Raw genomic sequence first — 23,574 nt, 5'->3', positions numbered from 1 at the left:
CATAGCGCCCCCAGAGCGGTCGCCGACCCCCGGCAGGCTGATGTAGGAAGTCGGAGAACATTCTGCTAACGGGAGTCCACCGGTGCGCGAGCCGCCACCAATGGTGACCTCCGGGAGCGGCGCATCAAGGGGGTCGCCCCGGCCGACTGCCGGGGGAAGTCCATGTACCGATGCAGGCCCGTGGGAAGTGGGCCGCCGAACGAAGTGGAGGTCGGCGCATGAGCGTCACCACCCTCGTCCTGCTCGTGGCCGCGGCCGTCGCCGTGGCGCTGGGCGCCGTCGCGCTGGGCACCGCCCGTGCGCTGCGCCGCCAGCTCACCGAGCTGCACGGTGAGCTCGTCGCCGCCCGCCGGGACGCCGCTGCGCGCGCGGAGGCGGCCGAGGTGGCCGCCGCGACCATTCCCGCCGCCCGTACCAGCCCGGCCGAGGCGACCCCCCTCGCGGACATACGCGCCGCCGTCGCCGAGGCGCTCGCGGAGGAGCGCGAGCGCGAGCTGGCCGAGGCCCGGGCGTTCTGGGCCGCTCAGGAGGCCCGTGACGCCGCGGACGCCCCGTCGCTGCTCGGCGGTCTCGGTGACGAGAGCCCGCTGGACGGCCGCGAGGGCCGGCTGATGCGCGACGGGCGGCCGGAGTCCGAGCGGCTCGACCTCCAGCCGTTCGTGCCCCGCCAGGCGGACCTGGCCGGCCTGGAGCCGCTGCTGGGCCCGGACGCCCTGGAGGCGATGGACACCCTGGAGTCCGTGGAGGCTCTGGAGGCCCTGGACGCGCCGGAGTTGGAGCCCGTCGAGGGCACCGAGTCCGCCGAACTGGCCGCCGCCCGCCGCCGGCACCCCTCGCACCCGGACTTCTCGCCGTCCCCGGTGATCAGCGACTACGAGCGCACCGTGGCGCGGCTGGAGGAGCTGGCGCGGGAGGGCACCGCGGTCGCGGACGTCCGCCCGGGCCCGCTGGGCACCCTGGACGTGTACGTCTTCGCCGACGGCACCACGCTCTGTCTGACCCCGGGCCAGCGCGAGGCCGCGGACCGGGTCGCCGACGCGCTGCACGCCGGGCGCACCCCGGTGCTGCTGGGCGGTTCCGGCGTCTCCGGCGCGTACGCGCTGACCTTCTCCTGGGGCGAGAGCCGCGAGGACAGCGTCTACATCCTCGCCGACCGCGTCATCGCGTCCCTCTGACCGGAATGCCGCCCGGAACCCCCGTCCCGCATTCCGACCGGCCCCCCTCCCCGCGTTCCGCCCGGAACCCCTAGCCGCGTTCCGGCCGGTCCCCCGCCCGGACCCCGAGGCCCGCCCCCCCCCCGGGCACGCAGCCGCCCCTAGCAGCGTTCCGCCGCCGCCCGTACGTGTCGTACGGCCTCCGCCAGTTCTTCGGCGGGGGCCACTTTCGCGTCAGGATCCGGAACGGTGCCGACCTGGCGGGCGGCCGCGGCGCGCAGGGCTTCGACGAGATCGTGTCCGGCCACCGCGAGCTGGTCGCCGACCGCGAACATCCCGGCGTCCGGGAAGGGGCGCGGCGGCTCCCCGGGCCGTTCGATCAGCTGCGCACGGGTCGCCAACTCCCGTGCCAGCGCGAGCCCTTCGGCCGCCGCGCCCTGGCTGAGCCGGCTCTGCGGCAGGGCTCGGAGGCGGTCGGCGAGGGCGTCCACCGCGGTCTGCAAAGGGGTCACGTCAAGCACGTCGTGAGCCTATGCGCCACTCCCGGGTGGTTGCCAACAGCGGAACCCTCAGGCACGGTGTGCTGAAGAACCAGCATCGACCGCGTCCGGAGGCGCCGATGTCTCAGCTCTTCTCCGAAGAGACCCACCGGAACATGCTCTCCCGCATCCCCGCGTGCACGGGCCGGGAAATCTCCGAATGGCTCCGCACCGTTGACGAAGGCCCCGCTCTCTTCCGCTTCGACGAAAAGGTCAGCTGGCTCCGTGGCGAGCACAACCTCGCCCACGGGCACGCCAAGGCGATCGTCCATGAACACGACCTCAGGCGCGCCGCGCGGAAGTTCTGATCCGCGATGAGGCGCCGTCCTCAACCCCGAAGGGCCCGCAGGCTGCTGCCTGCGGGCCCCTCTTTACGGTGCTCCCTGCGGCGGCGCTCCTCACGGGGCTCCTCACGGAGTTCCGTACGCCGCGGGGCGCGGTCAGTCGCCCCGGAGGATGGAGATCAGCCGCAGCATCTCCATGTAGATCCACACCAGCGTCAGGGTCAGGCCGAACGCCGCCAGCCAGGACTCCTCACGCGGCGCGCCGTAGGCGATGCCGTCCTCGACCTGCTTGAAGTCCAGGGCGAGGAACAGCGCGCCGAGGACCACGCCGACGATGCCGAAGAGGATGCCCAGGCCGCCGCTGCGGAAGCCGAGGCCTTCCCCGCCGCCGAAGACCATGAACAGCACGTTGACCAGCGACAGCAGGACGAAGCCCATGGCCGCGATCAGCACGAAGCGGGTGAAGCGGGCGGTGACCCGGACGAGTCGCGTCCGGTAGGCGACCAGCATGGCGACGAACACCGCCATGGTGCCCAGCACCGCCTGCATGGGGGCGCCGGCCATCTTCGGCAGGCTGTTGAGGAAGCCGCTGAGCGCGCCGAGGAAGACGCCCTCCAGTGCCGCGTAGGCGAGGATCAGCGCGGGCGACGGCTTGCGCTTGAAGGACTGGACGAAGCCCAGCACCATCGCGACCAGACCCGCGCCGACGGCGAAGCCGAGGTTCTGGGTCAGGAACAGCCAGCCGACGGTGGCGCCGGCGATGACCGTGCCGAGCGTCAGGCCCGTGCGCGCGACGACGTCGTCCATCGTCATCGGCCGGGTCTGCGGCGCGTACTGAGGCGGCGCCTGGGTGACGGGCTGGCCCTGGGCGTAGGGGTCGGTGGGGGCCTGCGCGTAGGGGTTGGTGCCCTGTGCGTAGGGGTTGGTGCCGGCGTACGGGTTCGCGTGGGGGCCCCCGGCCTGCGCGTTGAAGCCCGCGTAGCCGGTGTCGCGGCTGAACCCCCGTCGCGAGAAGACCGGGTTGCTGCTCCTCATCTCACTCCTCCATGGCCGCCCTGCGCGGCCTTGACGGCAAGCGTAATGGCTTGGCAAAGACACGTCGCTCGTTCTTGGGCAGGATCTTTCCCCGCACTCGGCGCGACACGTCCTCCGAGAGGAGGACGTTCGGGATGCCGCGGACGTGCCCGGGGACCGCCCCCGGCTTTGCACCCGGGCACCGCGGACGTCACATCCGAGCAGGCAACCGATTCACCGGAGCGGCCGTCTTTCCTGCCGGCCGGAAGTGCCCGCTGGGCGGCTCGGCGGAGATGACACCTGGTCATGGTCCGTATGCCGGAGGGCCCCTTCCCCACGCCCCGGTAGCTCACTGTGCGTAGTGCCATGGGCGCGATTCGTGGTAATCGGGGGGACAGACGGGGCTATTCTGGCGGGAAACAGCAGCGAAAGAGGTTGAGGTCCCTGTGCCTGACGTCTCCGTAGTCGTCATCGTCTACAACGACGCCGACCGGTTGCCGACCGCGGTCCAGTCCGTACTGGACCAGACGCTCCGGGACGTCGAGGTGGTGATCGTCGACGACTGCAGCACCGACCGCTCCTTCGAAGTGGCGCAGCAGCTCGCCGCCACGCACCCGGAGAGAGTCAGAGCCTTCCAGCTGCCGGAGAACAGCGGGGCGGGCGGCGAGCCGCGCAACGCCGGCATCCAGCACACCCGGGGCCGTTACGTCATGTTCCTGGACAGCGACGACGTCCTGGAGGTCAACGCCTGCCGGAACATGCTGGAGGCCGCCGAAGAATCCGGCTCGGACATCGTTTCCGGTCTGTGCGTCCGGCTGCACAAGGACACCCGCAATCAGAAGCGGGACGAATGGTATTCCTGGCTGTATTCCACGACCCGGACCCTGGAGTCGGTCACGGAATTGCCGGACCTTTTCGTCTGGGACACCCTCTCCACCAACAAATGCTATCGCCGCGATTTCCTGATCGAACATGACCTGCGTTTCCCGAAGGGCATGTTCTACGAGGACCTGATGTTCATCGCCGATGCCTATCTCGCGGCGGAGCGCATCACGCTGATCCCCAATCAGGTCTATTTCTGGCACGTATACGAGCGGGCCGCCGTGAAATCGGTGACGAACCGGCGGCACGAAATGACGAACTATGCGCACCGGCTGGAGATCCACCGGCGCATCGACGCGTTGCTGGCCGAGCGCGGGCTCACCGAGATGAAGCTCGCCAAGGACGTCAAATTCCTCAAGCACGACCTGGTGCTGCATCTGCGTGACCTGCCGTTCCGGGACGAGTCCTACCGCCGGGAGTTCGCCGAACTCTCCCGGGAATACCTCGCCGGCATCGCCCCCGAGGCGTACGAGCGGGTGCCGGCCATCCAGGCCATCTGCGCCTATCTGCTCCAGCGGGGTGACTGGGACAACCTGATCCCGGCCGTGGACACGCTGATCAACCGGGACAAGGTCTCCTCACCACTGGCCGAGCACGACGGCCGGATCTACTGGTGCGGGGGCCACTTCGGCGACGCCTTCGGCCGCTCCGTACTGGACGTCACCGACATCGGCTACCACGAGAAGCCGGTCAACCAGCTGTTCCTGCGGAACCAGCTCACCCGTTACGACGGCTCCGGCGGGGCCGTCTCCCTGTCCGGGCGGATCACCAACCCGCTGGGCGTCATTCCGCCGGGTGCGCGGCTGAAGGGCGAGCTGGAGTTCAGCGCCCGGCGGCGCAGCCTGCAGTCCTTCCAGTTCCCGGTGCAGGAGTTGCGCCACGAGGGTGACGCGATCCACTGGCGGGCCACCGCGGACCTCACCGCCCGGCTGCGCCCGCTGGGCATCGTCGACTCCATCTGGGACGTACGGCTGCGGCTGGACGTGGACGGGGTGCGCACCACCACCCGGCTCACCGTCGCCGACACCGAGCTGACCGGTTCGCTGCCGGTCCGGCCGCGGCTGACGCGGATGGTCGCCGACCGGCTGCAGCCGCACGCCTCGGCCAAGGGGCACCTGGCGTTCCGGCTGGTCAGCGAAGGCGCGAACGCCGAACGGATGCAGGAGCTGATCACCCGCGGGGTGCGCGGGACGCCGGGCACGCTGGCCAAGACCGGCTACCGCAAGGCCAAGGCGCTGCGCAAGAAGGTCACCTCCGGCGACAACAAGCTCCGGGCGTACCACGAGGTGTTCTGCCGGCTGCCGATCAAGAAGCGCACGGTGGTCTTCGAGAGCCACCTGGGCAAGCAGTACAGCGACAGCCCGCGCGCGATCTACGAGGAGATGCGCCGGCAGGGGCTGGAATTCGAGGCGATCTGGTCGTACGCCGGCTCGCCGAAGGACTTCCCGAAGGGCGTCACGCTCGTCAAGCGCTGGTCGCTGCCGTACCTCAAGGCGCTGGCGCAGGCCGAGTTCTGGGTGGACAACCAGAGCTACCCGCTCAAGCTCACCAAGCGCCCGGAGACCACGTACCTCCAGACCTGGCACGGTTCGGCGCTGAAGAAGATGGGCTTCGACCAGCCCGCCCTCAAGGCGCAGACCCGGCAGCAGCAGGAGGAGCAGCAGCGTTCGCTGGACCGTTTCGACCGCTTCCTGGTCCGCTCCGAGCACGATGTGCAGACCCTGGCCAAGGCGTTCCGGCTCAAGGAGCGGACGCTGCTGCGGGTCGGGTACCCGCGCAACGACGCGCTGGTGCGCGCCCGGCAGCGCGAGGAGGAGCTGGGGCGGCGCGAACGCGGGCCGCTGGCCGCCGAGTTGGGCATCGCCGAGGACAAGACCGTGCTGCTGTACGCGCCGACGTTCCGCAAGGCGGGCGGGCGGCACGGGCGCTTCGAATTGCCCTTCGACGTCGAGCGGTTCGCGGAGCAGTTCGGTGACCGCTACGTCCTGCTGGTGCGTTCGCACTACCTCAATCACGTGGTGCTGCCGCCGACGGTGCAGGGCCGGGTCATCGACGTGTCGGCGCGCCATGACGTGACGCCGCTGCTGGAGCTGGCCGACGGGCTGATCACCGACTATTCGTCGGTGATGTTCGACTACGCGCTGCTGGACCGGCCGTTGGTGTTCTTCACGTACGACTACGACGAATACGTCCACGAGGGCCGGGGGACGTACTTCGATCTGCTGGCGCATGCGCCGGGCCCGGTGGTCCGTACCGAGGACGATTTCCACGACACGATCAAGTCGTTCGAGACGCAGTCCCTCGAATACGCCCGCCGGCGCGCGGAATTCGTCGCCAGGTTCGGGGAATACGACCGGGGCGAAGCCGCCCGGAGCATTGTCGACCAGTTCTTTGCGCAGTGGAGCCGTTGATGACCAAGTCGTACGCAGCCGGGCCGCGGGACATCTTCTTCGTCTCCAACAGCGTCAACGAGATGGGCGGCATCACCAGTTGGTCGCACCAGATGGCGCGCCTGTTCAGTGAGCGGGGCCACCGGGTGCACCTCATCGGCATCGTGCCGGCACCCGAGGGGCGCGCCCATGAGCTGGCCGACGACGCGCCGTTCAAGGCCACCACGCTGTACCGCGACCATCCGCCGACGGTCCGTCCGGTGCGCGGTCTGAAGGACCGGCTGAACGTCGCCGAGCAGCGTCGGCGGGCCGCCCGGGAGGCCGGGATGCGGGAGCAGGCGGCGAAGATGAGTGCGCTGTTCCGGGCGGCGGAGCCGGGCGGGGTGGTGATCGTCACCCAGGTGTGGGCGATGGAGTGGGTCGCGCTGGCCGACACGGCGGGGCTGACGGTGGTCGGAATGAGCCATGAGTCGTTCGAGACCTGCCGCAAGTCGTCCCGCTTCGGCCGGGTCAAGCGGTTTTACGCGGACGTCGACCGGATGCTGACGCTCACCCGTGAGGACGCCGACCGCTGGATCCGCCAGCGGATGGACAACGTCGGCTTCATGCCCAACCCCCTGCCGTTCTTCCCCGACGTCCCCTCCGACCGCTCCCGCAAGTGCGTGGTCAGCATCGGCCGGCTGCACGAGGAGAAGGGCGTCGACCTGCTGCTGGAGGCGTGGGCGCAGGTCGCCCCGGAGCACCCGGACTGGACGCTGCGGATCTACGGTTCCGGCGAGGAGGCGGAGGCGCTGCGCAAGTTGGCGGCGGAGCTGGGGGTGACCTCGTCCGTGGAGTGGATGGGGCGTACCTCCGACGTCCCGGGGGCGCTGCGGGAGAGCGCGGTGTTCGCGCTCAGTTCGCGCGGTGAGGGCTTTCCGCTGGCCCCGATGGAGGCGATGGCGACGGCCGTGCCGTGTGTGGCGTTCGATGTGGCGCCGGGCGTTCACGAGATCATCACGGACGGCGAGGACGGTTTCCTCGCTCCCCCGGGCAATATCACCGAATTCGCCCGGCATCTCGACACCCTGATGTCGGACAAGGACCTGCGGGACGCGATGGGCGAAGCCGCCCGGGAGAACATCCAGCGGTTCTCCACCGACGAGATTGTCGGCCGCTGGGAGAACCTCTTCGCTCTGCTGGAGCGCTGAGTCCGCCGAACAAAGCACGAGGGCCGCCGGTTTGCCCCGGCGGCCCTTCTCGTTGAAAATTCAGGTAAGCACCCGACTTCGGACCCCGCCTTGGTCACGTGCGGAGTGCCCGGAGCCGGACTTGAACCGGCACGGCCCGTAGGCCAGCGAGGTTTAAGCTCGCCGTGTCTGCATTCCACCATCCGGGCTGGGGATCCCCCATGCCGCCCCAAAGAGGGCAGCACGAGCGTAGCCCGCAGCGCACGACGCAGATCGGCCGCTCATCCCGAGGTTGTCTTATTTTATTGGCAACTGAGGGAGCATCAGCGCTGGGTACAGGCCGTAGGCACATGCCTGGCACCCCCCTCTGCCACACCCCGCCGCGGCGCAAATCAGTACCCGAATTGACGGAAACTCGACGCCTGCCCGCCGCCCCCGTCACCCGGCCGGGGAACCCCGTCGCACCGGCCGCCACGCCGCTTCGGCCTCAGGGTTCGTCTCCTCCTCTGGGATGACCGGGCGGACCGCCGGTACGTCCCAGGGGTGGTCAAGGACGGTCGCAGGGGTTGACGTCCGCGCCCCTTGCGCTGACCCACGATGGAAACGTCCGCATGACGTCCGCGGCGTGCCGACCGGCCGCGTGCGGCGCCGATGGTCCCTCGTCCCGACAGGAGCTCGTTCCCGTGACCACCACCCACTCCGGTGTCCCGACCGCCGGCCGCACCACCGCGGTGGCCGCCCGCGCCACGGACCTCACCAAGGTTTACGGACAGGGCGAGACCCAGGTGGTCGCCCTGGACGCGGTCTCCGTCGACTTCCGGCAGGCGCAGTTCACCGCGATCATGGGCCCCTCGGGGTCCGGCAAGTCGACCCTGATGCACTGCATGGCCGGCCTGGACTCGATATCCGGCGGCTCCGCCCGGATCGGCGATGTCGAACTGACCGGCCTGAAGGACAAGAAGCTCACCCAACTCCGGCGCGACAAGATCGGTTTCGTCTTCCAGGCGTTCAACCTGCTGCCGACCCTGACCGCACTGGAGAACATCACCCTGCCCATGGACATCGCGGGCCGTAAGCCGGACCGCGCCTGGCTGGACCGCGTGGTGGAGACCGTCGGCCTGGCCGGCCGCCTCAAGCACCGCCCCAGCCAGCTCTCCGGCGGCCAGCAGCAGCGGGTCGCGGTCGCCCGCGCACTGGCCTCCCGGCCCGAGATCATCTTCGCCGACGAGCCCACCGGCAACCTGGACTCGCGCGCCGGTGCCGAGGTGCTGGGCTTCCTGCGCAACTCCGTGCGCGAGCTCGGCCAGACCGTGGTGATGGTCACCCACGACCCGGTCGCCGCCTCCTACGCGGACCGGGTCGTCTTCCTCGCCGACGGCCGGATCGTCGACGACATGCCGAACCCGACCGCCGACCTGGTGCTGGAACGCCTGAAGGGCTTCGACGCCAAGGGGCGTACGAGTTGATCCGCAGCAGCCGCCACCCGCACCCCGGACCTTCCGGACCTCTCCTCCAGGACTGACCCACTCATGTTCCGTACCGCCTTGCGCAACGTGCTTGCGCACAAGGCCCGGCTGCTGATGACCGTCCTCGCCGTGATGCTCGGCGTGGCATTCGTCTCCGGCACCCTGGTCTTCACCTCGACCACATCCCACGCCTCCCAGGCCGAGATGCAGCGGAGCTTCCGCAACGTCGACGTGGCCGTCCGGCCGCAGTCCGACGGCGACTCCGGGGCAGCGCCCGTGCTCGGCCAGAAGCTCCTCGACAAGACCGCCCGGGTGCCCGGCGCGGCCTCCGCCACCGGCATCGTCTCGGGCTTCACCGCCGTCGCCGACAAGAACGGCAAGCTCGTCGGCGACGCCGACCGGAGCAGGGGCGGCAACTACTTCCCCGGCGCCGACGGCAAGGACGCCCGCTACCCGATGCGCGGCGGCGCGGCACCGCACGGCCCGCACGAGTTCGCCCTGGACGCCCACACCGCGGACCAGGCCGGCTACAAGGTCGGCGACACCGTACGGATCTCCACCAACGGACCGGTCCGCGAGATGAAGCTGACCGGCATCTTCTCCACCGACGACAGCGAGGTAGCGGCCGGCAGCAGCCTCGCCCTGTTCGACACCCCGACCGCCCAGAAGCTGCTGGGCACCCCCGGCGGATTCAGCGAGATCCGGATCAAGGCAGCCGCCGGTACGTCCCAGTCGGCCCTGAGGTCCGCGGTCGAGACCGTGCTGCCCAAGGGCCACGCCGAGGCCAGCACCGGCAAGCAACTCGCCGACGACCTGGCGGAGATGATCGCCCAGAAGGCCGCCGACCTGCAGAAGTTCTTCCTGGTCTTCGCCGGCATCGCGCTCTTCGTCGGCATCTTCCTCATCGTCAACACCTTCACGATGCTGGTCGCTCAGCGCACCAAGGAACTGGCGCTGCTGCGTGCGGTCGGCGCCAGCCGTCGCCAGGTCACCCGCTCGGTGCTGATCGAGGCGTCCGTCGTCGGCGTGATCGCCTCCGTCATCGGCCTGGTCGCCGGTATCGGCGTCGGCGCCGGAATGCGCACCCTGGTCGGCAGCCTGGGCGGCAGCAATCCCGACGGCCCCCTGGTGGTCCCGTTCTCGGCCGTGCTGACCTCCCTGCTCGTCGGCACCCTCATCACCGTCCTGTCCGCCTGGCTGCCGGCCCGGCGCGCCGCGAAGATCCCGCCGGTCGCCGCGATGAGCAGTGTGCACGCCACCCCCACCACCAAGTCCCTGGTGCTGCGCAACACCCTCGGTGCGCTCATCACCGGCGCCGGTACGGCCGGAGTGCTGGCCGCCATCCGGATCACCGACGACCAGGCGAGCATGAACGCACTGAGCCTGAGTGCGGCAGTGGTGATGGTCGGCGTGTTCATCCTGACGCCGCTGCTGTCCCGCCCGCTGATCGCTCTGGCCGCGCCCGTCCTGCGGACCTTCGGGGTCGCCGGCACCCTCGCCCGGCTGAACGCGGTCCGCAATCCGCGCCGGACGGCCGCCACCGCCTCCGCGCTGATGGTGGGACTGACCATGATCACCGGACTGACGGTGATCGCGGTCAGTGCCCAGACCACGATCGAGAAGAGGGCCGTCGCCTCGCTCAAGGCCGACTACGTGGTCTCCATGGCCGGCCAGGGCATGCGGCCACTCTCCCCCGATGTGGCGAAGCATCTCCGCCCGCTGGGCGAGGTCGCCGCCGTCAGCCCGCTGCGCCGGTCCACCACCACCGGCACCGACCCCCAGTTCCTGACCGCGGTCGACGGTAAGGAGTTCGGCAAGCTCACCCAACTCGACTTCGTCCAGGGCTCGTTGGGCGAGCTCCGGGGCGGCCGGGTGATTGTGGACGACGCCTCCGCCAAGCGGAACGGCCTGCACCCCGGCTCCCGCCTCCCGGTGACCTTCGAGGACGGCACCAAGAGCACCCTCACCGTCTCGGGTGTCTACCAGGGCACGGACCTGCTCCGAGGCGTCGTCGTGGACAACGCCACCGTGGCCCCGCACCAGAAGCAGACCGTCGATACCCAGGTGCTGGTGAAGACCAAGGACGGCGCCACCGACACGGCCAAGGACGCGCTGGTCACGGCGCTCGGCAAGAACCCGGCGATCTCCGTCGCCGACAAGCAGCAGGTCTCCGCGGAGATCGCCGACATGATGACCCAGATGCTGAACCTGCTGTACGCGATGCTCGCCATGGCCGTGATCGTCGCGGTGCTCGGCGTCATCAACACCCTGGCGATGTCGGTCTTCGAGCGCTCGCAGGAGATCGGCATGCTCCGCGCCATCGGGCTGGACCGCCCCGGCATCAAGCAGATGGTGCGGCTGGAGTCCTTGGTGATCTCGCTCTTCGGCGGGGTGCTCGCCGTCGGCCTGGGCGTCTTCTTCGGCTGGGCGGGCGGAGACGTGCTCAGCAAGTCGGTCACGGGGTTCGAGCTGGTGCTGCCCTGGGGCCGGCTCGGTCTCTTCCTCGCGGCGGCGGCGCTGATCGGGGCCCTGGCCGCGCTCTGGCCGGCGCGGCGGGCGGCCCGGCTGAACATGCTGGCGTCGATCAAGGCGGACTAGCCGCAGGAGGAAGCGGGTGTGCCGGGTCCCGTGCGGGGCCCGGCACACGCGCTCGCGGCACGGCGGGTCAGCCCCTCCAGGTCCGCGCCCGCAGCGGCAGACCGGAGGCGCCGGCTTCCGGGGTACGCACCGCCAGCACCTGGTTGACCCCGATCCGGTTGCGTTCGAACGACAGCGCCGAGGCGGCCATGTAGAGCCGCCACACCCTGGCCCGGCCGGGCGAGGTGAGCCGTACCGCCGCGTCCCAGTGCCGCTCCAGGTTGGCGACCCACTGGCGCAGCGTCAGCGCGTAGTGCTCGCGGATCGCCTCCACGTCCCGCACCTCGAACCCGGCCTCCTCCAGCTGCGCCACGGTCCGGCCGACCGGCGCCAGCTCGCCGTCCGGGAAGACGTACCGGTCGATGAACTCGTCGACGTGGTACGCCTCCTCGTCCGCCAGCGGCCGCCGGCCGATCTGGTGGTTGAGCAGCCGCCCGCCGGGGCGCAGCAGGGCGTACAGCGCGGCCGCGTACTCCGCGTACCGGGTATGGCCGACGTGCTCGGCCATACCGATCGAGGAGATCGCGTCGAACGGCTCGTCCTTGATCTCGCGGTAGTCCTGCACCCGGATCTCGACCCGGTCGGCGAGCCCGGCCTCGGCGATCCGCTTGCGCGCGTAGGTGGCCTGTTCCTCGGAGAGGGTGATGCCGACCGCCCGTACGCCGTACTCGCGGGCCGCGTGCAGCACCATCGAGCCCCAGCCGCAGCCGACGTCCAGCAGCCGCTGGTCCCGCTTCAGGGCGAGCTTGCGGCAGATCAGGTCGAGCTTGTCCCGCTGGGCGTCCTCCAGCGTCGCGTCCGGTGCCGCCCAGTAGGCGCAGGAGTAGACCATGGACGGGCCGAGGACCAGCTCGTAGAAGTCGTTGCCGACGTCGTAGTGGTGGCTGATGGCTTCCTTGTCGCGCAGCAGGGTGTGCAGCGGTCCGCGGCGCCGGCGGGCCTCCTCGGCGGGCGGTGCGGGTGGGACCGGCGGGCCGGCCAGGGTCAGCAGTTCGCGGGCGGCGGTGCGGACCTCCGGGCGGGCCAGGGCGCGCAGGACGGCGGCCCGCTGCGGTTTGGGGGCGGCGGTGCCGCGCTCCCAGACCAGTCCGGCGAGGAGGTCGAGCGCTGCGTAGAGGTCGCCGTCGATGTCGAGGTCGCCGGCCACCCAGGCCCGGGCCAGACCGAGTTCGCCGGGTTTGAACAGCAGCCGGCGCAGCGCGCGGCGGTTGCGGAAGACGAGCGTGGGTGCCCCCGGCGGGCCGGACTCGCTGCGGTCCCAGGCGCGGATGCGCACCGGGAGCGGGGCTCCCAGCACCTCCTCGGCGAGCTTGGTGAGCCGTCCAGCGGCGTCGGCCATGTCGCACACCTCCGTGTTGACGAGTCGGGCAAAGAAGTTTCACCCACCACGTAAACGCCAACGGGGCGTCCCGTTAGTCCCGTTCGCTGGTAAGAGAACAGCACCCGGGATGCTTTTCGCCAGAGCGGACACGTTTGCGGACATGCCGAAGGGCGCCCGCCCCACGGATGGCGGACGCCCTTCGGGCTGGTCGGAGTACTCCCGTACCCGACCGGTGGATCAGCTTGCCTTGGCCTTCGGCTTGTCGCCGGAGCCGGCCGCGGCCGGTGCGGGGGCCGGCTTGGCCGCCTCGTAGAACTCCTCGCGGGGGTTCTCCATGGCGCCGAGCGAGACCACCTCGCGCTTGAGGAACATGGCCAGCGTCCAGTCGGCGAAGACCCGGATCTTGCGGTTGAACGTCGGCATCGCCATGCCGTGGTACGCGCGGTGCATGTACCAGGCGAGACGGCCCTTGAGCTTGATCTTCATCTTGCCCATGACGATCATCGCGACGCCCTTGTGCAGGCCGAGACCGGCGACCGCACCCTTGTTGGCGTGGCTGTACTCCTTCTGCGGGAAGCCCCGCATGCCGGAGACCACGTTGTCGCCGAGGACCTTGGCCTGCCGCAGCGCGTGCTGCGCGTTCGGCGGGCACCAGGCGTTCTCGTTGCCGTTCTTGCGACCGACCAGGTCCGGGACCTGGGCGTTGTCGCCGGCGGCCCAGATGTAGTCGGTGCCCTGCACCTGGAGGGTCGGGGCGGTGTCGACGTGACCGCGCGGGCCGAGCGGCAGGCCGAAGCGGGCCAGCGCCGGGTTGGGCTTGACGCCCGCGGTCCACACGATGGTGTTGGAGTCGACCTCAAGGCCGTTGTTCAGCTTGACGTGGCCGTCGACGCAGGAGTCCATGCCGGTCTTGAGGTAGACCTCGACACCGCGGGACTCCAGGTGGTCCTTGCCGTACGAGCCGAGCTTCGGGCCGACCTCGGGGAGGATCTTGTCGGCGACGTCGACCAGCAGGAAGCGCATGTCCTCGCGCTTCACGTTGTTGTAGTACTTCGCGGCGTCGCGGGCCATGTCCTCGACCTCACCGACGGTCTCCGCGCCGGCGAAGCCACCACCGACGAAGACGAAGGTGAGCGCCTTGCGGCGGACCTCTTCGTCGGTCGTGGAGTCGGCCTTGTCCAGCTGCTCCAGGACGTGGTTGCGCAGGCCGATGGCCTCCTCGATGCCCTTCATGCCGATGCCGTTCTCGGCGAGGCCGGGGATCGGGAAGGTGCGGGAGACCGCGCCCATGGCGATGACCAGGTAGTCGAAGGGCAGCTCGTACGCCTCGCCGACCAGCGGGGCGATCGTGGCGACCTTGCGGTCCTGATCGATGGTGGTGACCCGGCCGGTGAGGACCTCCGCCTTCGGCAGCACGCGTCGCAGCGGGACGACGACGTGCCGGGGGGAGATGCTGCCGGCGGCGGCTTCGGGGAGGAAGGGCTGATAGGTCATGTACGACCGCGGGTCGACGACCGTGACGGTCGCCTCGCCGTAGCGCATCTTCTTGAGGATGCGCCGAGCTGCGTACAGGCCTACGTACCCACCGCCTACTACGAGGATCCTGGGACGCTCCGTGGTGCTCATGCAATCGAGTATCCACCCCCACATGGGGGGTCGCTCGTGAGCCCCTTCACAAGGACCGGAGGGGCATCTGCTACACTCCGCCGGCTTCGTGACGGACGCCATAGCGCGGGGTGGAACCACCGTAGTACGCCAGGCGTTGGAGACCCCCGTTGATCAGGCCTTGTAGGCCATCCGAGTGGCGAACCAGGCCCTGCGGGAGCGCATCACCGAACCGCCGGAACCCGCGCATCCTCCGGGTCGAAGGGCCCTGAAGCCTTCGAATGAGCGTCCCAGGGACCGATTGTTCGCCCGACAGGAGGTTTTTTCATGTGAAGGATTTCACGAACTTTCTTTCACCGGGCGCCCGCGAACGCCGCCCGGCCGCCACAACACCGACTCAAAAAGCCGCTCGGCAGAGGGCGTTGCCGCACCTCTGCCGGTCGTCCGCCGGACCGTCCGTACGGTCCCGGGGCGCCCCGTCCCGGCCTCAGTCCGCGATGCTCCAGGCGATGCCGTCCAGGATGTCGTGTTCGCTGACCACGACCTCTTCGGCGCCGGTGCGTTCCATGATCGAGAGGAGGACGAGGGCGCCTGCGCCGATCACGTCGACCCGGCCGGGGTGCATGACCGGGAGGGCCGCGCGTTCGGCGTGGGTGGCGGTGAGCAGGCGGTCGGTGATCTCCCGGACCTTCGCCAGGGGGATGCGGGAGTGGTGGATGGCCTCGGAGGCGTAGTGGTCGAGGTCCAGGGCGATCCCGGCGACGGTGGTGACCGAGCCGGCCAGGCCCACCAGGGTGCCGGCCTCGGACAGCGGGACGGTCTCCTCCGCGTGGTCCAGGGCCCTGGCGATGTCGGCCTTGATGGCGGCGATCTGGCCGGCGGTCGGCGGGTCGCTGATCCCGCCCTCGTGCACCAGGTGCCGCTCGGTCATCCGGACGCAGCCGACGTCGACCGAGCGCGCGGCGCGGACGGAGCCGTCACCGAGGACGAACTCGGTCGAGCCGCCGCCGATGTCCACCACCAGGAACGGCCTGGCGAGATCCGCACGGCCGGTGAGCTCCTTGGTGGCGCCGTTGAACGAGAACTCCGCCTCCTGGTCACCGGTGATCACCTCGGGCTCCACGCCCAGGATGTCCACCACGCCGCGCACGAAGTCGGCGCGGTTCTCCGCGTCCCGGGAGGCCGAGGTCGCCACGAAACGGACCTGCTCGGCGCCCAGGCTCTTGAGCACCGCGGCGTACTCCCGGCAGGCCGCGAAGGTGCGCTCCAGCGCCTCCGGCGCCAGCCGCCCGGTGCGGTCCACGCCCTGGCCCAGCCGGACGATCTGCATCCGGCGGTCGAGCTCCTTCAGCTCGCCGGTCGCGGGGTCGACGTCCGCGACCAGCAGGCGGATGGAGTTCGTACCGCAGTCGACGGCGGCGACGCGCTTCACTCGGACTCTCCCTCGTCGGTCCCGCTGTCGGTCCTGGTGTCGTTCTCGCCGCACGGGCTCACGCACGGGCCCTTCTTCCACCACTCCGGCAGCATGGCGATCGCCTCGTCGCCGAGCGGGTTGACGCCCGGCCCGGCCGCCAGCGAGTGGCCGACGAGGACGTGCAGGCACTTGACCCGGTCGGGCATGCCGCCCGCGCTCGGGAAGCCCTCCAGCACCTCGATGGCGTCCCGCCGCCGGATGTAGTCCTCGTGGGCCGCGCGGTAGGCGGCGGCGAGCTCGGGGTCGGTCGCCAGCCGCTCGGTCATCTCCTTCATCACGCCGTTGGCCTCCAGCGTGCCGATCGCGGAGGCCGCGCGCGGGCAGGTGAGGTAGTAGAGCGTGGGGAAGGGCGTGCCGTCCTCAAGGCGCGGCGCCGTCTCGACGACGTCCGGCTGGCCGCACGGGCAGCGGTGCGCGATGGCGCGCAGGCCGCGCGGCGGACGGCCGAGCTGCTCCTTGAAGGCGGCGATGTCCGCGGCGGTGGGCTCGGTGGGCTCGGTCTGGGGCGGAGGGGTTTCCATGTGCGCTTTCGGTGAGGTGATGGATGAAACGACGGGACGGCGGGACGGCGGTGCGCGCCGTCCCTGTCGACAGTACGGGGCCGCGCGCGCCGGCGGTACGGGCCGGGCACCGCGGCGGCACGGCCGGGGCCGGCGCTACCGCTTGTCGGCCGCGTCGACCGCCTGCCACAGATTGTCGTACCAGGGGCGCTCGGCCGCCCGTGTCCCCTTCGGGGCGGCGGCGGTGCCGGAGCCGTCCTGGACGATGTATCCGGTCTCGCCCGGCATGACGTAGTGCAGGTGGCGGCGGGCCTGCTGGCGTACGTACTCCGGGTCCTGCCAGCGGGCCTTCTGCTCGCGCAGCCGGTCCAGCTCGGCACCCGCGTCCCGGGCCTTGCGGCGCTGGTCGGCGATGTCGGAGCGCTGGGAGACGTACTGCCTTATCGGGTACGCGAGCGCCACCACCAGGGAGCACATCACCAGCGCGAGCAGGGCGGCGCGGCCGGTGAGGCGGTTGCGGCGGGCCGGGCGGGCGCGGTAGACGCGGGCGGCGGCCTGCTCGCCGAGCGCCTTGAGTCGGGTCGCGGTCGAGAACCGGTCCGCGGGCACGTCGTCTCCCCTTCACTGACGGACGCCGGTCTGCTTCAAGCAGGTACGTCCCCGGCAACGGTACGGGACCGTCACCGGGGACGTACGGGGTGCTGGGCGGTTTGCTCGCCCGATCAGCCCTTTCGCGCCGCGGGTCAGCTGCCCTGGCGGAACCGCGGGAAGGCGGAGCGGCCGGCGTACACCGCGGCGTCGTCGAGGATCTCCTCGATGCGCAGCAGCTGGTTGTACTTGGCGACGCGCTCGGAGCGGGCCGGGGCACCGGTCTTGATCTGGCCGCAGTTGGTGGCGACGGCCAGGTCGGCGATGGTGACGTCCTCGGTCTCGCCGGAGCGGTGCGACATCATGCACTTGAAGCCGTTGCGCTGGGCCAGCTCGACGGCGTCCAGGGTCTCGGTCAGCGAGCCGATCTGGTTGACCTTGACCAGCAGGGCGTTGGCGGAGCCCTCCTCGATGCCGCGGGCCAGGCGCTCGGGGTTGGTGACGAACAGGTCGTCGCCGACCAGCTGGACCTTGGCGCCGAGCTTGTCGGTGATGACCTTCCAGCCGGCCCAGTCGTCCTCGAACAGCGGGTCCTCGATGGAGACCAGCGGGTACGCGGAGACGAGCTCCTCGTAGTACTCCGTCATCTCGGCGGCGGAGCGCTCCTTGCCCTCGAAGAGGTAGCGGCCGTCCTTGTAGAACTCGGAGGCGGCGACGTCCAGGGCGAGCGCGACGTCCTGGCCGGGGGTGTAGCCGGCCTGCTTGATGGCCTCCAGGATGAGGTCGAGGGCCTCGCGGTTGGAGCCGAGGTTGGGGGCGAAGCCGCCCTCGTCGCCCAGGCCGGTCGACAGACCGCGCTCCTTCAGGACCTTCTTGAGGGTGTGGTAGACCTCGGTGCCCCAGCGCAGGGCCTCGGAGAAGGACTCCGCGCCGATCGGGGCGATCATGAATTCCTGGATGTCCACGTTGGAGTCGGCGTGCGAGCCGCCGTTCAGGATGTTCATCATCGGCACGGGCAGGACGTGCGCGTTCGGGCCGCCCAGGTAGCGGAAGAGCGGGAGGTCGCTGGCCTCGGAGGCGGCGTGCGCGACGGCGAGGGAGACGCCGAGGATGGCGTTGGCGCCGAGCGAGCCCTTGTTGTCGGTGGCGTCCAGGTCGAACATGGCCTGGTCGATCAGCCGCTGCTCGGTCGCGTCGTAGCCGACGAGCTCCGGGCCGATCTGCTCGATGACGGCCAGGACGGCCTTCTCCACGCCCTTGCCGAGGTAGCGGTTGGGGTCGCCGTCGCGAAGCTCGATGGCCTCGAAGGCGCCGGTCGAGGCGCCGGACGGCACGGCGGCACGGCCGGTGCTGCCGTCGTCGAGGCCGACCTCGACCTCGACCGTGGGATTACCTCGCGAGTCGAGAATTTCGCGGGCTACGACGACGTCGATGGACGGCACGTTGTCTCCTTCATGGGTGTCTGGAGTTCTGCAGCACGAGCCTAACGGCCCGGGGAGCGTCCGCCTCCCCTTGGCCCGCTCCGTGGGACGGAATAACCCCACAAGCAGAACAAAGGACCAGGTCACGGGAGGTTTGCCGCGATGTTCGCCAAGCGGGGAAAGTCCGGCGGCGGGCCCGGCCGGCGGCGGCTCGGGCGGCGGGACACGGAGAAGCCCCGCCGCGGCGCGCCGGGGGGAGGGGCGCGCCGGACGGGGCCGGTCTCACCAGAGCTGTCCCGGTGCGGGGACGGCTCAGACGTGGAGCTTCTGACCCGGGAAGATCAGGTTGGGGTTGCCGCCGATGACGGACTTGTTGGCCGCGTAGACGGCCTTCCAGTTGGTGCCGTGCGCCTTGGCGATCTTGGCGAGGGTGTCGCCCGCCTTGACGGTGTAGTTGCCGTGGCCCTGGTTCTTCTTCGGGGCCGCCGGGGCGCTCTCGTGCTTCGGGGCGGCCGGGGTGCGCTTGACGGCCGCGTCGCTCTTCTGCGGGGCGGACTTGGCCACCGGGGTGCTGGTGTCCAGGTCAGGGGACGGGCCGCCGGAGGTCAGGCCGCCGGCGCCGGCGCAGGACCAGGCGCCCGGGCCCTGGAGGGCGAGGAGCTTCTCGGCGACGGTGATCTGCTGGGCCTTGGTGGCCAGGTCGGCGCGCGGCGCGTACTTGGTGCCGCCGGCGGCGGCCCAGCTGGAGTTGGAGAACTGCAGGCCACCGTAGTAGCCGTTACCGGTGTTGATCGACCAGTTGCCGCCGGACTCGCACTGGGCGACCTTGTCCCAGGTGGCGACGGAAGCGGCGGAAGCGGAGGTGGCGCCCATCAGCGGGGCGGCGACGGCGGCACCGGCGACACCGGCGAGCGCGGCGACGCGGACGGCCTTGGAGGGACGACGGTGCTTGCCCTTGTTGATCAGCATGGTTCGTTCGTTTCCTCACCGACGCCTGCGAGGTGAGCTGTCGGGTTCGGACTGATGAGTCGCCCGGCCGGTGCCGTGAGCACCGGGCTTCACCCCAAGCCGGCTGACCCGCTTTCACGGGCCGGGCCGGCGCCTACCTTGGTTCCCCCGCTCCTGCCTACGGCGCTTGCGCGTCAACTGCCTCCGGCCACCGGCAGGATTCGGCGTGTGGTCGAAGGGGCCCGCTTTGGCGAGCGGTGATGACCGTAAACAGGAATCCCGTGGGGTTCAAACCCCCTCATCTGAACCGAGTTGACCGTTTTTGATCACGGAGGGGACGTAAAGCCGCAGGTGGGGACCGGTGTGACGGCGGTGGACCCTTTGGGGTCCACCGCCCCACAACGAGACGCTTGTCTCACTTTCGCCAAAGCGGGCCGAAACCGGCGAACTACCCTGCGGACTGCCCGAGATCGAGCTGCTGACCCGGCTGGATCAGGTCCGCGTCGGACCCGATGACGTCCTCGTTGCGGTCGTAGAGCGCCGGCCAGCCACCCGGCAGCCGGTGCGCCCGGGCGATCGCTGACAGGCTGTCACCCGGCCGCACGGTGTACCCGCCACCGTCCGCCGGGGGCGTCCGGTGCGCGTCGTCACCGCGCGAGGCGTGCCGCCCGCCGGACGTCCGGCCGCCGCCGTCGCCCTCGCCCTCGCCCGGGTCCGCGCCGCCGCGGTGCCGGCCGGTACCGCCCGGCACGCTGTCCGTCGCCGTACCGCCCTGGGTCCCGTCGGAGGACGCGCCGCCCCCGTTGTCCGTACCGCTGCCGTCACCGGCACCCCGGCCGTCGCCGTTGCCGTCGTCGGAGGGGTCGGTGGTGCCGGAAGGACCGTGGGTGCCGGACGGGTCCTCGTCACGGTCGCCCGGCGTGGCGTCACCGGAGGGCCCGGAGGTCCGGTCGGGGTCGGGGGACGTCTCGTCGGTCCCGGTGGAGTCCGAGGGGGCGGGAGTGGACGGGGACGGCGTGGTCCGCGACGGCTCGTCACCGGCCGGCTCGTCACCCTCGTCGCCCCCCGGGTCGTCGGCCGTGCCGTCGTGCCAGCCGGAGGAGCCGCGGCCGGCGGTGTCGTCATCGTCCGACGGGTCGGGTATCGGGGTGCTGGTGCCGCCCGGGTTCACCTGCGGCGCCCGGCCGTCCTTCTTCAGGCCCGCGTTCACCGCACAGCTCGGCCAGGCGTCCGGCCCGAGGTCGTCGAGGATCGATTCGGCCACCGCGATCTGCTGGGCGCGGCTGGCGAGGTCCGGCCGCGAGGCGTAGGCCCCGCCGCCGTGCCGGTCCCACATCTCCTGGGTGAGCTGGAGCCCGCCGTAGAAGCCGTTGCCGGCGTCCGAGCTCCAGACGCCGCCGCTCTCGCACTGGGCGACCCGGTCCCAGGTCGCGGTGTCGGCGGCGTGGGCGCCACTGGCGGAGAGCAGGGGCAGTGCCAGTGCCGAGCCGGTCACTCCCGCCGTGACAAAGATGGCCGGTGCTTGACGGGGGCGACGGTGTCGGCCGTTCCCGGAACGCATGCGGATGCCTTTCGCGCGGCGGTTGAGTTGTCCCGACCGGCGGCCTTCCTCGGCAATGTGTTCGAGGGACCGTCGATCGTGGATCGAAAGGTAGCGGGGGTCACGGGTAGTCACAAGTCGGTGTAGCGGAGATCACGCGCAGGTTACGTCCTGACGCTCTGTCACCACCGGCCTCCGCCGCTGGTCAGGACCGCTCGGGCGAGAACTCCACCGGCAGCGACCGCAGTCCGCGCATGATGAGCCCGCCCCGCCACCGCAATTCATCCGGTTCCACCGCAAGCCGGATGTCCGGAAGCCGGGTCAACAGGGTGGCGAGCGCGGTCTGACCTTCGAGCCGGGCGAGCGGGGCGCCCAGGCAGTAGTGGATGCCGTGCCCGTATCCCAGGTGCTGATTGTCACGCCGGGTCAGGTCGAGCACGTCCGGCTCGGCGAAGCGCGCCGGGTCGCGGTCGGCGGCGGCCAGGACGACCAGGACCGGGTCCCCCTCGGCGATCCGCTGCCCGCCGAGGGCCAGCTCCTCGGTGGCGAACCGCCAGGTCGCCAGCTCCACCGGGCCGTCGAAGCGGAGGAGTTCCTCGACCCCGGTGGTCAGCAGCTCGGTGTCGCCCGCCGCCAGCGCCTTCTGCAGCAGCTCCCGCTGGGCGGGGTGGCCCAGCAGGGCGTGGATGCCGTTACCGATGAGGTTGACGGTGGTCTCGAAACCGGCGAAGAGCAGGATGAACGCCATCGCCGCGGCCTCGTTCTCGGTGAGGTGCTCACCGTGGTCCGAGGCCCGGATGAGACCCGAGATCAGGTCCTCCCCCGGCGTCGGCCCGTCGGGCAGCGCCTCCCGCTTGCGGTGGATGAGGTCGGCGAGATAGCCCCGCATCTTCTTCACGGAGCGGGCCACGCCACCGCGCGGGCCGCCGCCGTGCCGGATCATCATGCCCGCCCAGTCCCGGAAGTCGTCCTGGTCCTCGCGCGGGACGCCCAGCAGGTCACAGATCGCGTAGATGGGCAGCGGGAAGGCGAACTCGTGGATGAGGTCGGCCTCGCCGCGAGCGGCGAACCCGTCGATGAGGTGATCGGTCAGCTCCTGCACCCGGGGCGCGAACTCGGCGACACGCCGGGGCGTGAACGCCTTGCTGACCAGCCGGCGCAGCCGGGTGTGGTCCGGCGGGTCGATGTTGAGCAGGTGCGTCATCAGGTTGGCGCTGCGCTCGCCCGGGATGCCGACCTTGCCCTTGCCGTGCGCGGACTCGCTGTGGTGCACCGGGTTCTTGGACAGCCGGGCGTCGGCCAGCGCCTGCCGCGCCTCGGGGTAGCGGGTCACCAGCCATGCCTCGACCCCGCTGGGCAGCTCCGTGCGGTGCACCGGCGCGTGCTCGCGCAGCCAGGCGTACGCCGGGTACGGATCGGACGCGAACTCCCAGGTGAACAGCTCGGGCGCGGGCGGGACCGACCGGTTGGCCGGGCAGCCGGCGGGACGGTCCGGGGAGGCGTCCGCGGGGGCCGGGTCCGTAGGGGCGGGGCGAGGCTTGTCGTGCACCCTCTGACCGTAACCGCCCCGGAAGACGCCCCGCGCACGGACGGCGGACCGGCCCCGGGGCCTCCCGGCGGCCGTCGCTAGGACCCGCTCGGATCCACCCCCAGCCCTTCCAGAAAGGCCACCGCCGCCGGTGACGGCCCCAGGGCGCTCCACACCACCCGTTCCGTACGCTCCGGCGCCGGCCGCGCCCGCACGATGCGCAGCCCGGACAGCTCGGAGGCGATGGCCTCCGGGACCATGCCGATGCCCAACCCGGCCCGCACCAGCTTCGCCAGGAACTCCACGGTGGTCACCTCGAAGGACACCTCCGACGCCAACCCGGCCGCCCGGAACGCCTCGTCGCGCTGGCGCCGGGCCGCCGAGCCCGCGGTGAAGTCCACGAAGGTCTCCCGCGCCAGCCGGGCCAGCGTCGTCCACTCCCGCCCCGCCAGAGCATGCCCCGGCGGTACGACGGCCACCAGCTCCCCGCGGGCCAGCACCCGCTCCCGTACGCCGGCCGGGCGGGCGGCGGGCACCAGCCCGACGAAGGCGACGTCCAGCGTCCCCTCCCGCACCTTCTCGATGAGTGCATCACTCATCTCCGTCTGCAGGCCGACCCGCACCTGCGGATAGCGAGCGCGGAAATCGCCCAGCTCACGGGCGAGATCGACGGCCGCCACGGTCGAGATGGCACCCACCGCCAGCCGGCCGCGCACCTCCCCGGTCGCCGCCGCCACCTCGGCCCGGGCCCGCTCGGCCGCCGCCAGCGCCTGCCGCGCCACGGGCACGAACGCCTCGCCGGCGGCGGTCAGCCGGACGCTGCGGCTGGTCCGGTCGAAGAGCCGCGCACCGAGCTCCTTCTCCAGCCGGGCGATCTGGTGGCTGAGGGCCGACTGCACGACGTGGCACCGCTCGGCGGCCCGGGTGAACCCGCCGGTCTCGGCCACCGCCACGGCATAGCGCATCTGCTGGAGCTCCATGTCCGCCGATCCTGCCACCGACGGAGGCCATCGATCGTGATACGCGATGGATGCCATGAAAACGATGTGTTGGACTCATCGATACTGCCGGGCCGAGGCTGGGGGTGCCCGCCGCCACGGTGGCCGCGGGCAAC

General features: G+C 71.0%; 18 protein-coding genes, 1 tRNA gene and 1 riboswitch. Of the genes, 6 read left to right on the top strand and 13 right to left on the bottom strand.

The window, feature by feature from the left end; all coding sequences use genetic code 11:
* Nucleotides 1-218 precede the first annotated feature (218 nt).
* Nucleotides 219-1,175: a hypothetical protein gene (locus AB0G35_RS07355; RefSeq protein ID WP_360945123.1), complete on the top strand. Its 957-nt coding sequence runs from the start codon at nucleotides 219-221 to the stop codon at nucleotides 1,173-1,175.
* A 140-nt stretch (nucleotides 1,176-1,315) separates the two neighbouring features.
* On the opposite strand, the gene AB0G35_RS07350 is transcribed toward AB0G35_RS07355, so the two are convergent.
* Nucleotides 1,316-1,675, bottom strand: a complete 360-nt coding sequence (locus AB0G35_RS07350; RefSeq protein ID WP_360945120.1) for a hypothetical protein — start codon at nucleotides 1,673-1,675, stop codon at nucleotides 1,316-1,318.
* A gap of 98 nt (nucleotides 1,676-1,773) precedes the next feature.
* On the opposite strand from AB0G35_RS07350, the gene AB0G35_RS07345 reads away from it, so the two are divergent.
* Complete coding sequence (locus AB0G35_RS07345; protein WP_360945117.1) at nucleotides 1,774-2,001, top strand: DUF4287 domain-containing protein; 228 nt, start codon at nucleotides 1,774-1,776, stop codon at nucleotides 1,999-2,001.
* A 132-nt stretch (nucleotides 2,002-2,133) separates the two neighbouring features.
* Here AB0G35_RS07345 and AB0G35_RS07340 read toward each other — a convergent pair whose 3' ends face one another.
* Complete coding sequence (locus AB0G35_RS07340) at nucleotides 2,134-3,012, bottom strand: Bax inhibitor-1/YccA family protein (protein ID WP_360945114.1); 879 nt, start codon at nucleotides 3,010-3,012, stop codon at nucleotides 2,134-2,136.
* A 425-nt stretch (nucleotides 3,013-3,437) separates the two neighbouring features.
* Here AB0G35_RS07340 and AB0G35_RS07335 point away from each other — a divergent pair, with 425 nt between their 5' ends.
* Both AB0G35_RS07335 and AB0G35_RS07330 read left to right on the top strand, forming a co-directional pair.
* Nucleotides 3,438-6,284 (top strand): bifunctional glycosyltransferase family 2 protein/CDP-glycerol:glycerophosphate glycerophosphotransferase, encoded by a 2,847-nt coding sequence (locus AB0G35_RS07335; RefSeq protein ID WP_360945111.1) that lies wholly within the window; start codon nucleotides 3,438-3,440, stop codon nucleotides 6,282-6,284.
* Nucleotides 6,284-7,453 (top strand): glycosyltransferase, encoded by a 1,170-nt coding sequence (locus AB0G35_RS07330; RefSeq protein ID WP_360945108.1) that lies wholly within the window; start codon nucleotides 6,284-6,286, stop codon nucleotides 7,451-7,453. Before AB0G35_RS07335 ends, AB0G35_RS07330 begins: the two co-directional genes overlap by 1 nt.
* Nucleotides 7,454-7,559: 106 nt before the next feature.
* Here AB0G35_RS07330 and AB0G35_RS07325 read toward each other — a convergent pair.
* Nucleotides 7,560-7,641: transfer RNA gene (locus tag AB0G35_RS07325), tRNA-Leu, on the bottom strand.
* Nucleotides 7,642-8,115: 474 nt separating this feature from the next.
* Here AB0G35_RS07325 and AB0G35_RS07320 point away from each other — a divergent pair.
* Together AB0G35_RS07320 and AB0G35_RS07315 are read left to right on the top strand one after the other, a co-directional pair.
* On the top strand, nucleotides 8,116-8,898 hold the full coding sequence (locus AB0G35_RS07320) for an ABC transporter ATP-binding protein (protein ID WP_360945105.1): 783 nt from the start codon (nucleotides 8,116-8,118) through the stop codon (nucleotides 8,896-8,898).
* A gap of 63 nt (nucleotides 8,899-8,961) precedes the next feature.
* Complete coding sequence (locus tag AB0G35_RS07315) at nucleotides 8,962-11,496, top strand: FtsX-like permease family protein (protein ID WP_360945102.1); 2,535 nt, start codon at nucleotides 8,962-8,964, stop codon at nucleotides 11,494-11,496.
* 67 nt (nucleotides 11,497-11,563) lie between these two features.
* Here the strand turns inward: AB0G35_RS07315 and AB0G35_RS07310 are convergent, their stop codons facing one another.
* From AB0G35_RS07310 to AB0G35_RS07265, 10 genes are all read right to left on the bottom strand, one after another.
* A complete protein-coding gene (locus AB0G35_RS07310; RefSeq protein ID WP_360945099.1) occupies nucleotides 11,564-12,874 on the bottom strand; it encodes a class I SAM-dependent methyltransferase in 1,311 nt (436 codons plus the stop codon).
* Nucleotides 12,875-13,093: 219 nt separating this feature from the next.
* Nucleotides 13,094-14,482, bottom strand: a complete 1,389-nt coding sequence (locus AB0G35_RS07305) for an NAD(P)/FAD-dependent oxidoreductase (RefSeq protein ID WP_360945096.1) — start codon at nucleotides 14,480-14,482, stop codon at nucleotides 13,094-13,096.
* A gap of 466 nt (nucleotides 14,483-14,948) precedes the next feature.
* Entirely contained in the window at nucleotides 14,949-15,893 is a 945-nt protein-coding gene (locus AB0G35_RS07300) for a Ppx/GppA phosphatase family protein (protein WP_360945093.1), read from the bottom strand.
* Complete coding sequence (locus AB0G35_RS07295) at nucleotides 15,890-16,456, bottom strand: DUF501 domain-containing protein (protein WP_360945090.1); 567 nt, start codon at nucleotides 16,454-16,456, stop codon at nucleotides 15,890-15,892. The genes AB0G35_RS07300 and AB0G35_RS07295 overlap by 4 nt, the downstream gene beginning before the upstream one ends.
* Before the next feature lie 135 nt (nucleotides 16,457-16,591).
* A complete protein-coding gene (locus tag AB0G35_RS07290; RefSeq protein ID WP_360945087.1) occupies nucleotides 16,592-17,044 on the bottom strand; it encodes a septum formation initiator family protein in 453 nt (150 codons plus the stop codon).
* Nucleotides 17,045-17,178: 134 nt separating this feature from the next.
* Entirely contained in the window at nucleotides 17,179-18,465 is a 1,287-nt protein-coding gene (gene eno / locus AB0G35_RS07285) for a phosphopyruvate hydratase (RefSeq protein WP_360945084.1), read from the bottom strand.
* A 291-nt stretch (nucleotides 18,466-18,756) separates the two neighbouring features.
* On the bottom strand, nucleotides 18,757-19,413 hold the full coding sequence (locus tag AB0G35_RS07280) for a transglycosylase family protein (RefSeq protein WP_360945081.1): 657 nt from the start codon (nucleotides 19,411-19,413) through the stop codon (nucleotides 18,757-18,759).
* A gap of 7 nt (nucleotides 19,414-19,420) precedes the next feature.
* Nucleotides 19,421-19,629, bottom strand: a riboswitch (cyclic di-AMP (ydaO/yuaA leader).
* Nucleotides 19,630-19,840: 211 nt separating this feature from the next.
* Nucleotides 19,841-20,887 carry a transglycosylase family protein gene (locus AB0G35_RS07275; protein ID WP_360945078.1) on the bottom strand — a complete coding sequence of 349 codons (1,047 nt, stop codon included), beginning with the start codon at nucleotides 20,885-20,887 and terminating at the stop codon, nucleotides 19,841-19,843.
* 250 nt (nucleotides 20,888-21,137) lie between these two features.
* The gene (locus AB0G35_RS07270; RefSeq protein WP_360945337.1) at nucleotides 21,138-22,373 is read right to left on the bottom strand and encodes a cytochrome P450; all 1,236 of its coding nucleotides are present in this window, start codon (nucleotides 22,371-22,373) and stop codon (nucleotides 21,138-21,140) included.
* A gap of 185 nt (nucleotides 22,374-22,558) precedes the next feature.
* Nucleotides 22,559-23,440, bottom strand: coding sequence for a LysR family transcriptional regulator (locus AB0G35_RS07265; RefSeq protein WP_360945075.1), 882 nt, complete (start codon nucleotides 23,438-23,440; stop codon nucleotides 22,559-22,561).
* Nucleotides 23,441-23,574: the final 134 nt, after the last annotated feature.

The sequence above is a fragment of the Streptomyces sp. NPDC021749 genome (assembly GCF_040640655.1).
In the GTDB taxonomy this organism is placed as follows: domain Bacteria; phylum Actinomycetota; class Actinomycetes; order Streptomycetales; family Streptomycetaceae; genus Streptomyces.
This window is presented reverse-complemented; position numbering and strand designations above follow the sequence as displayed.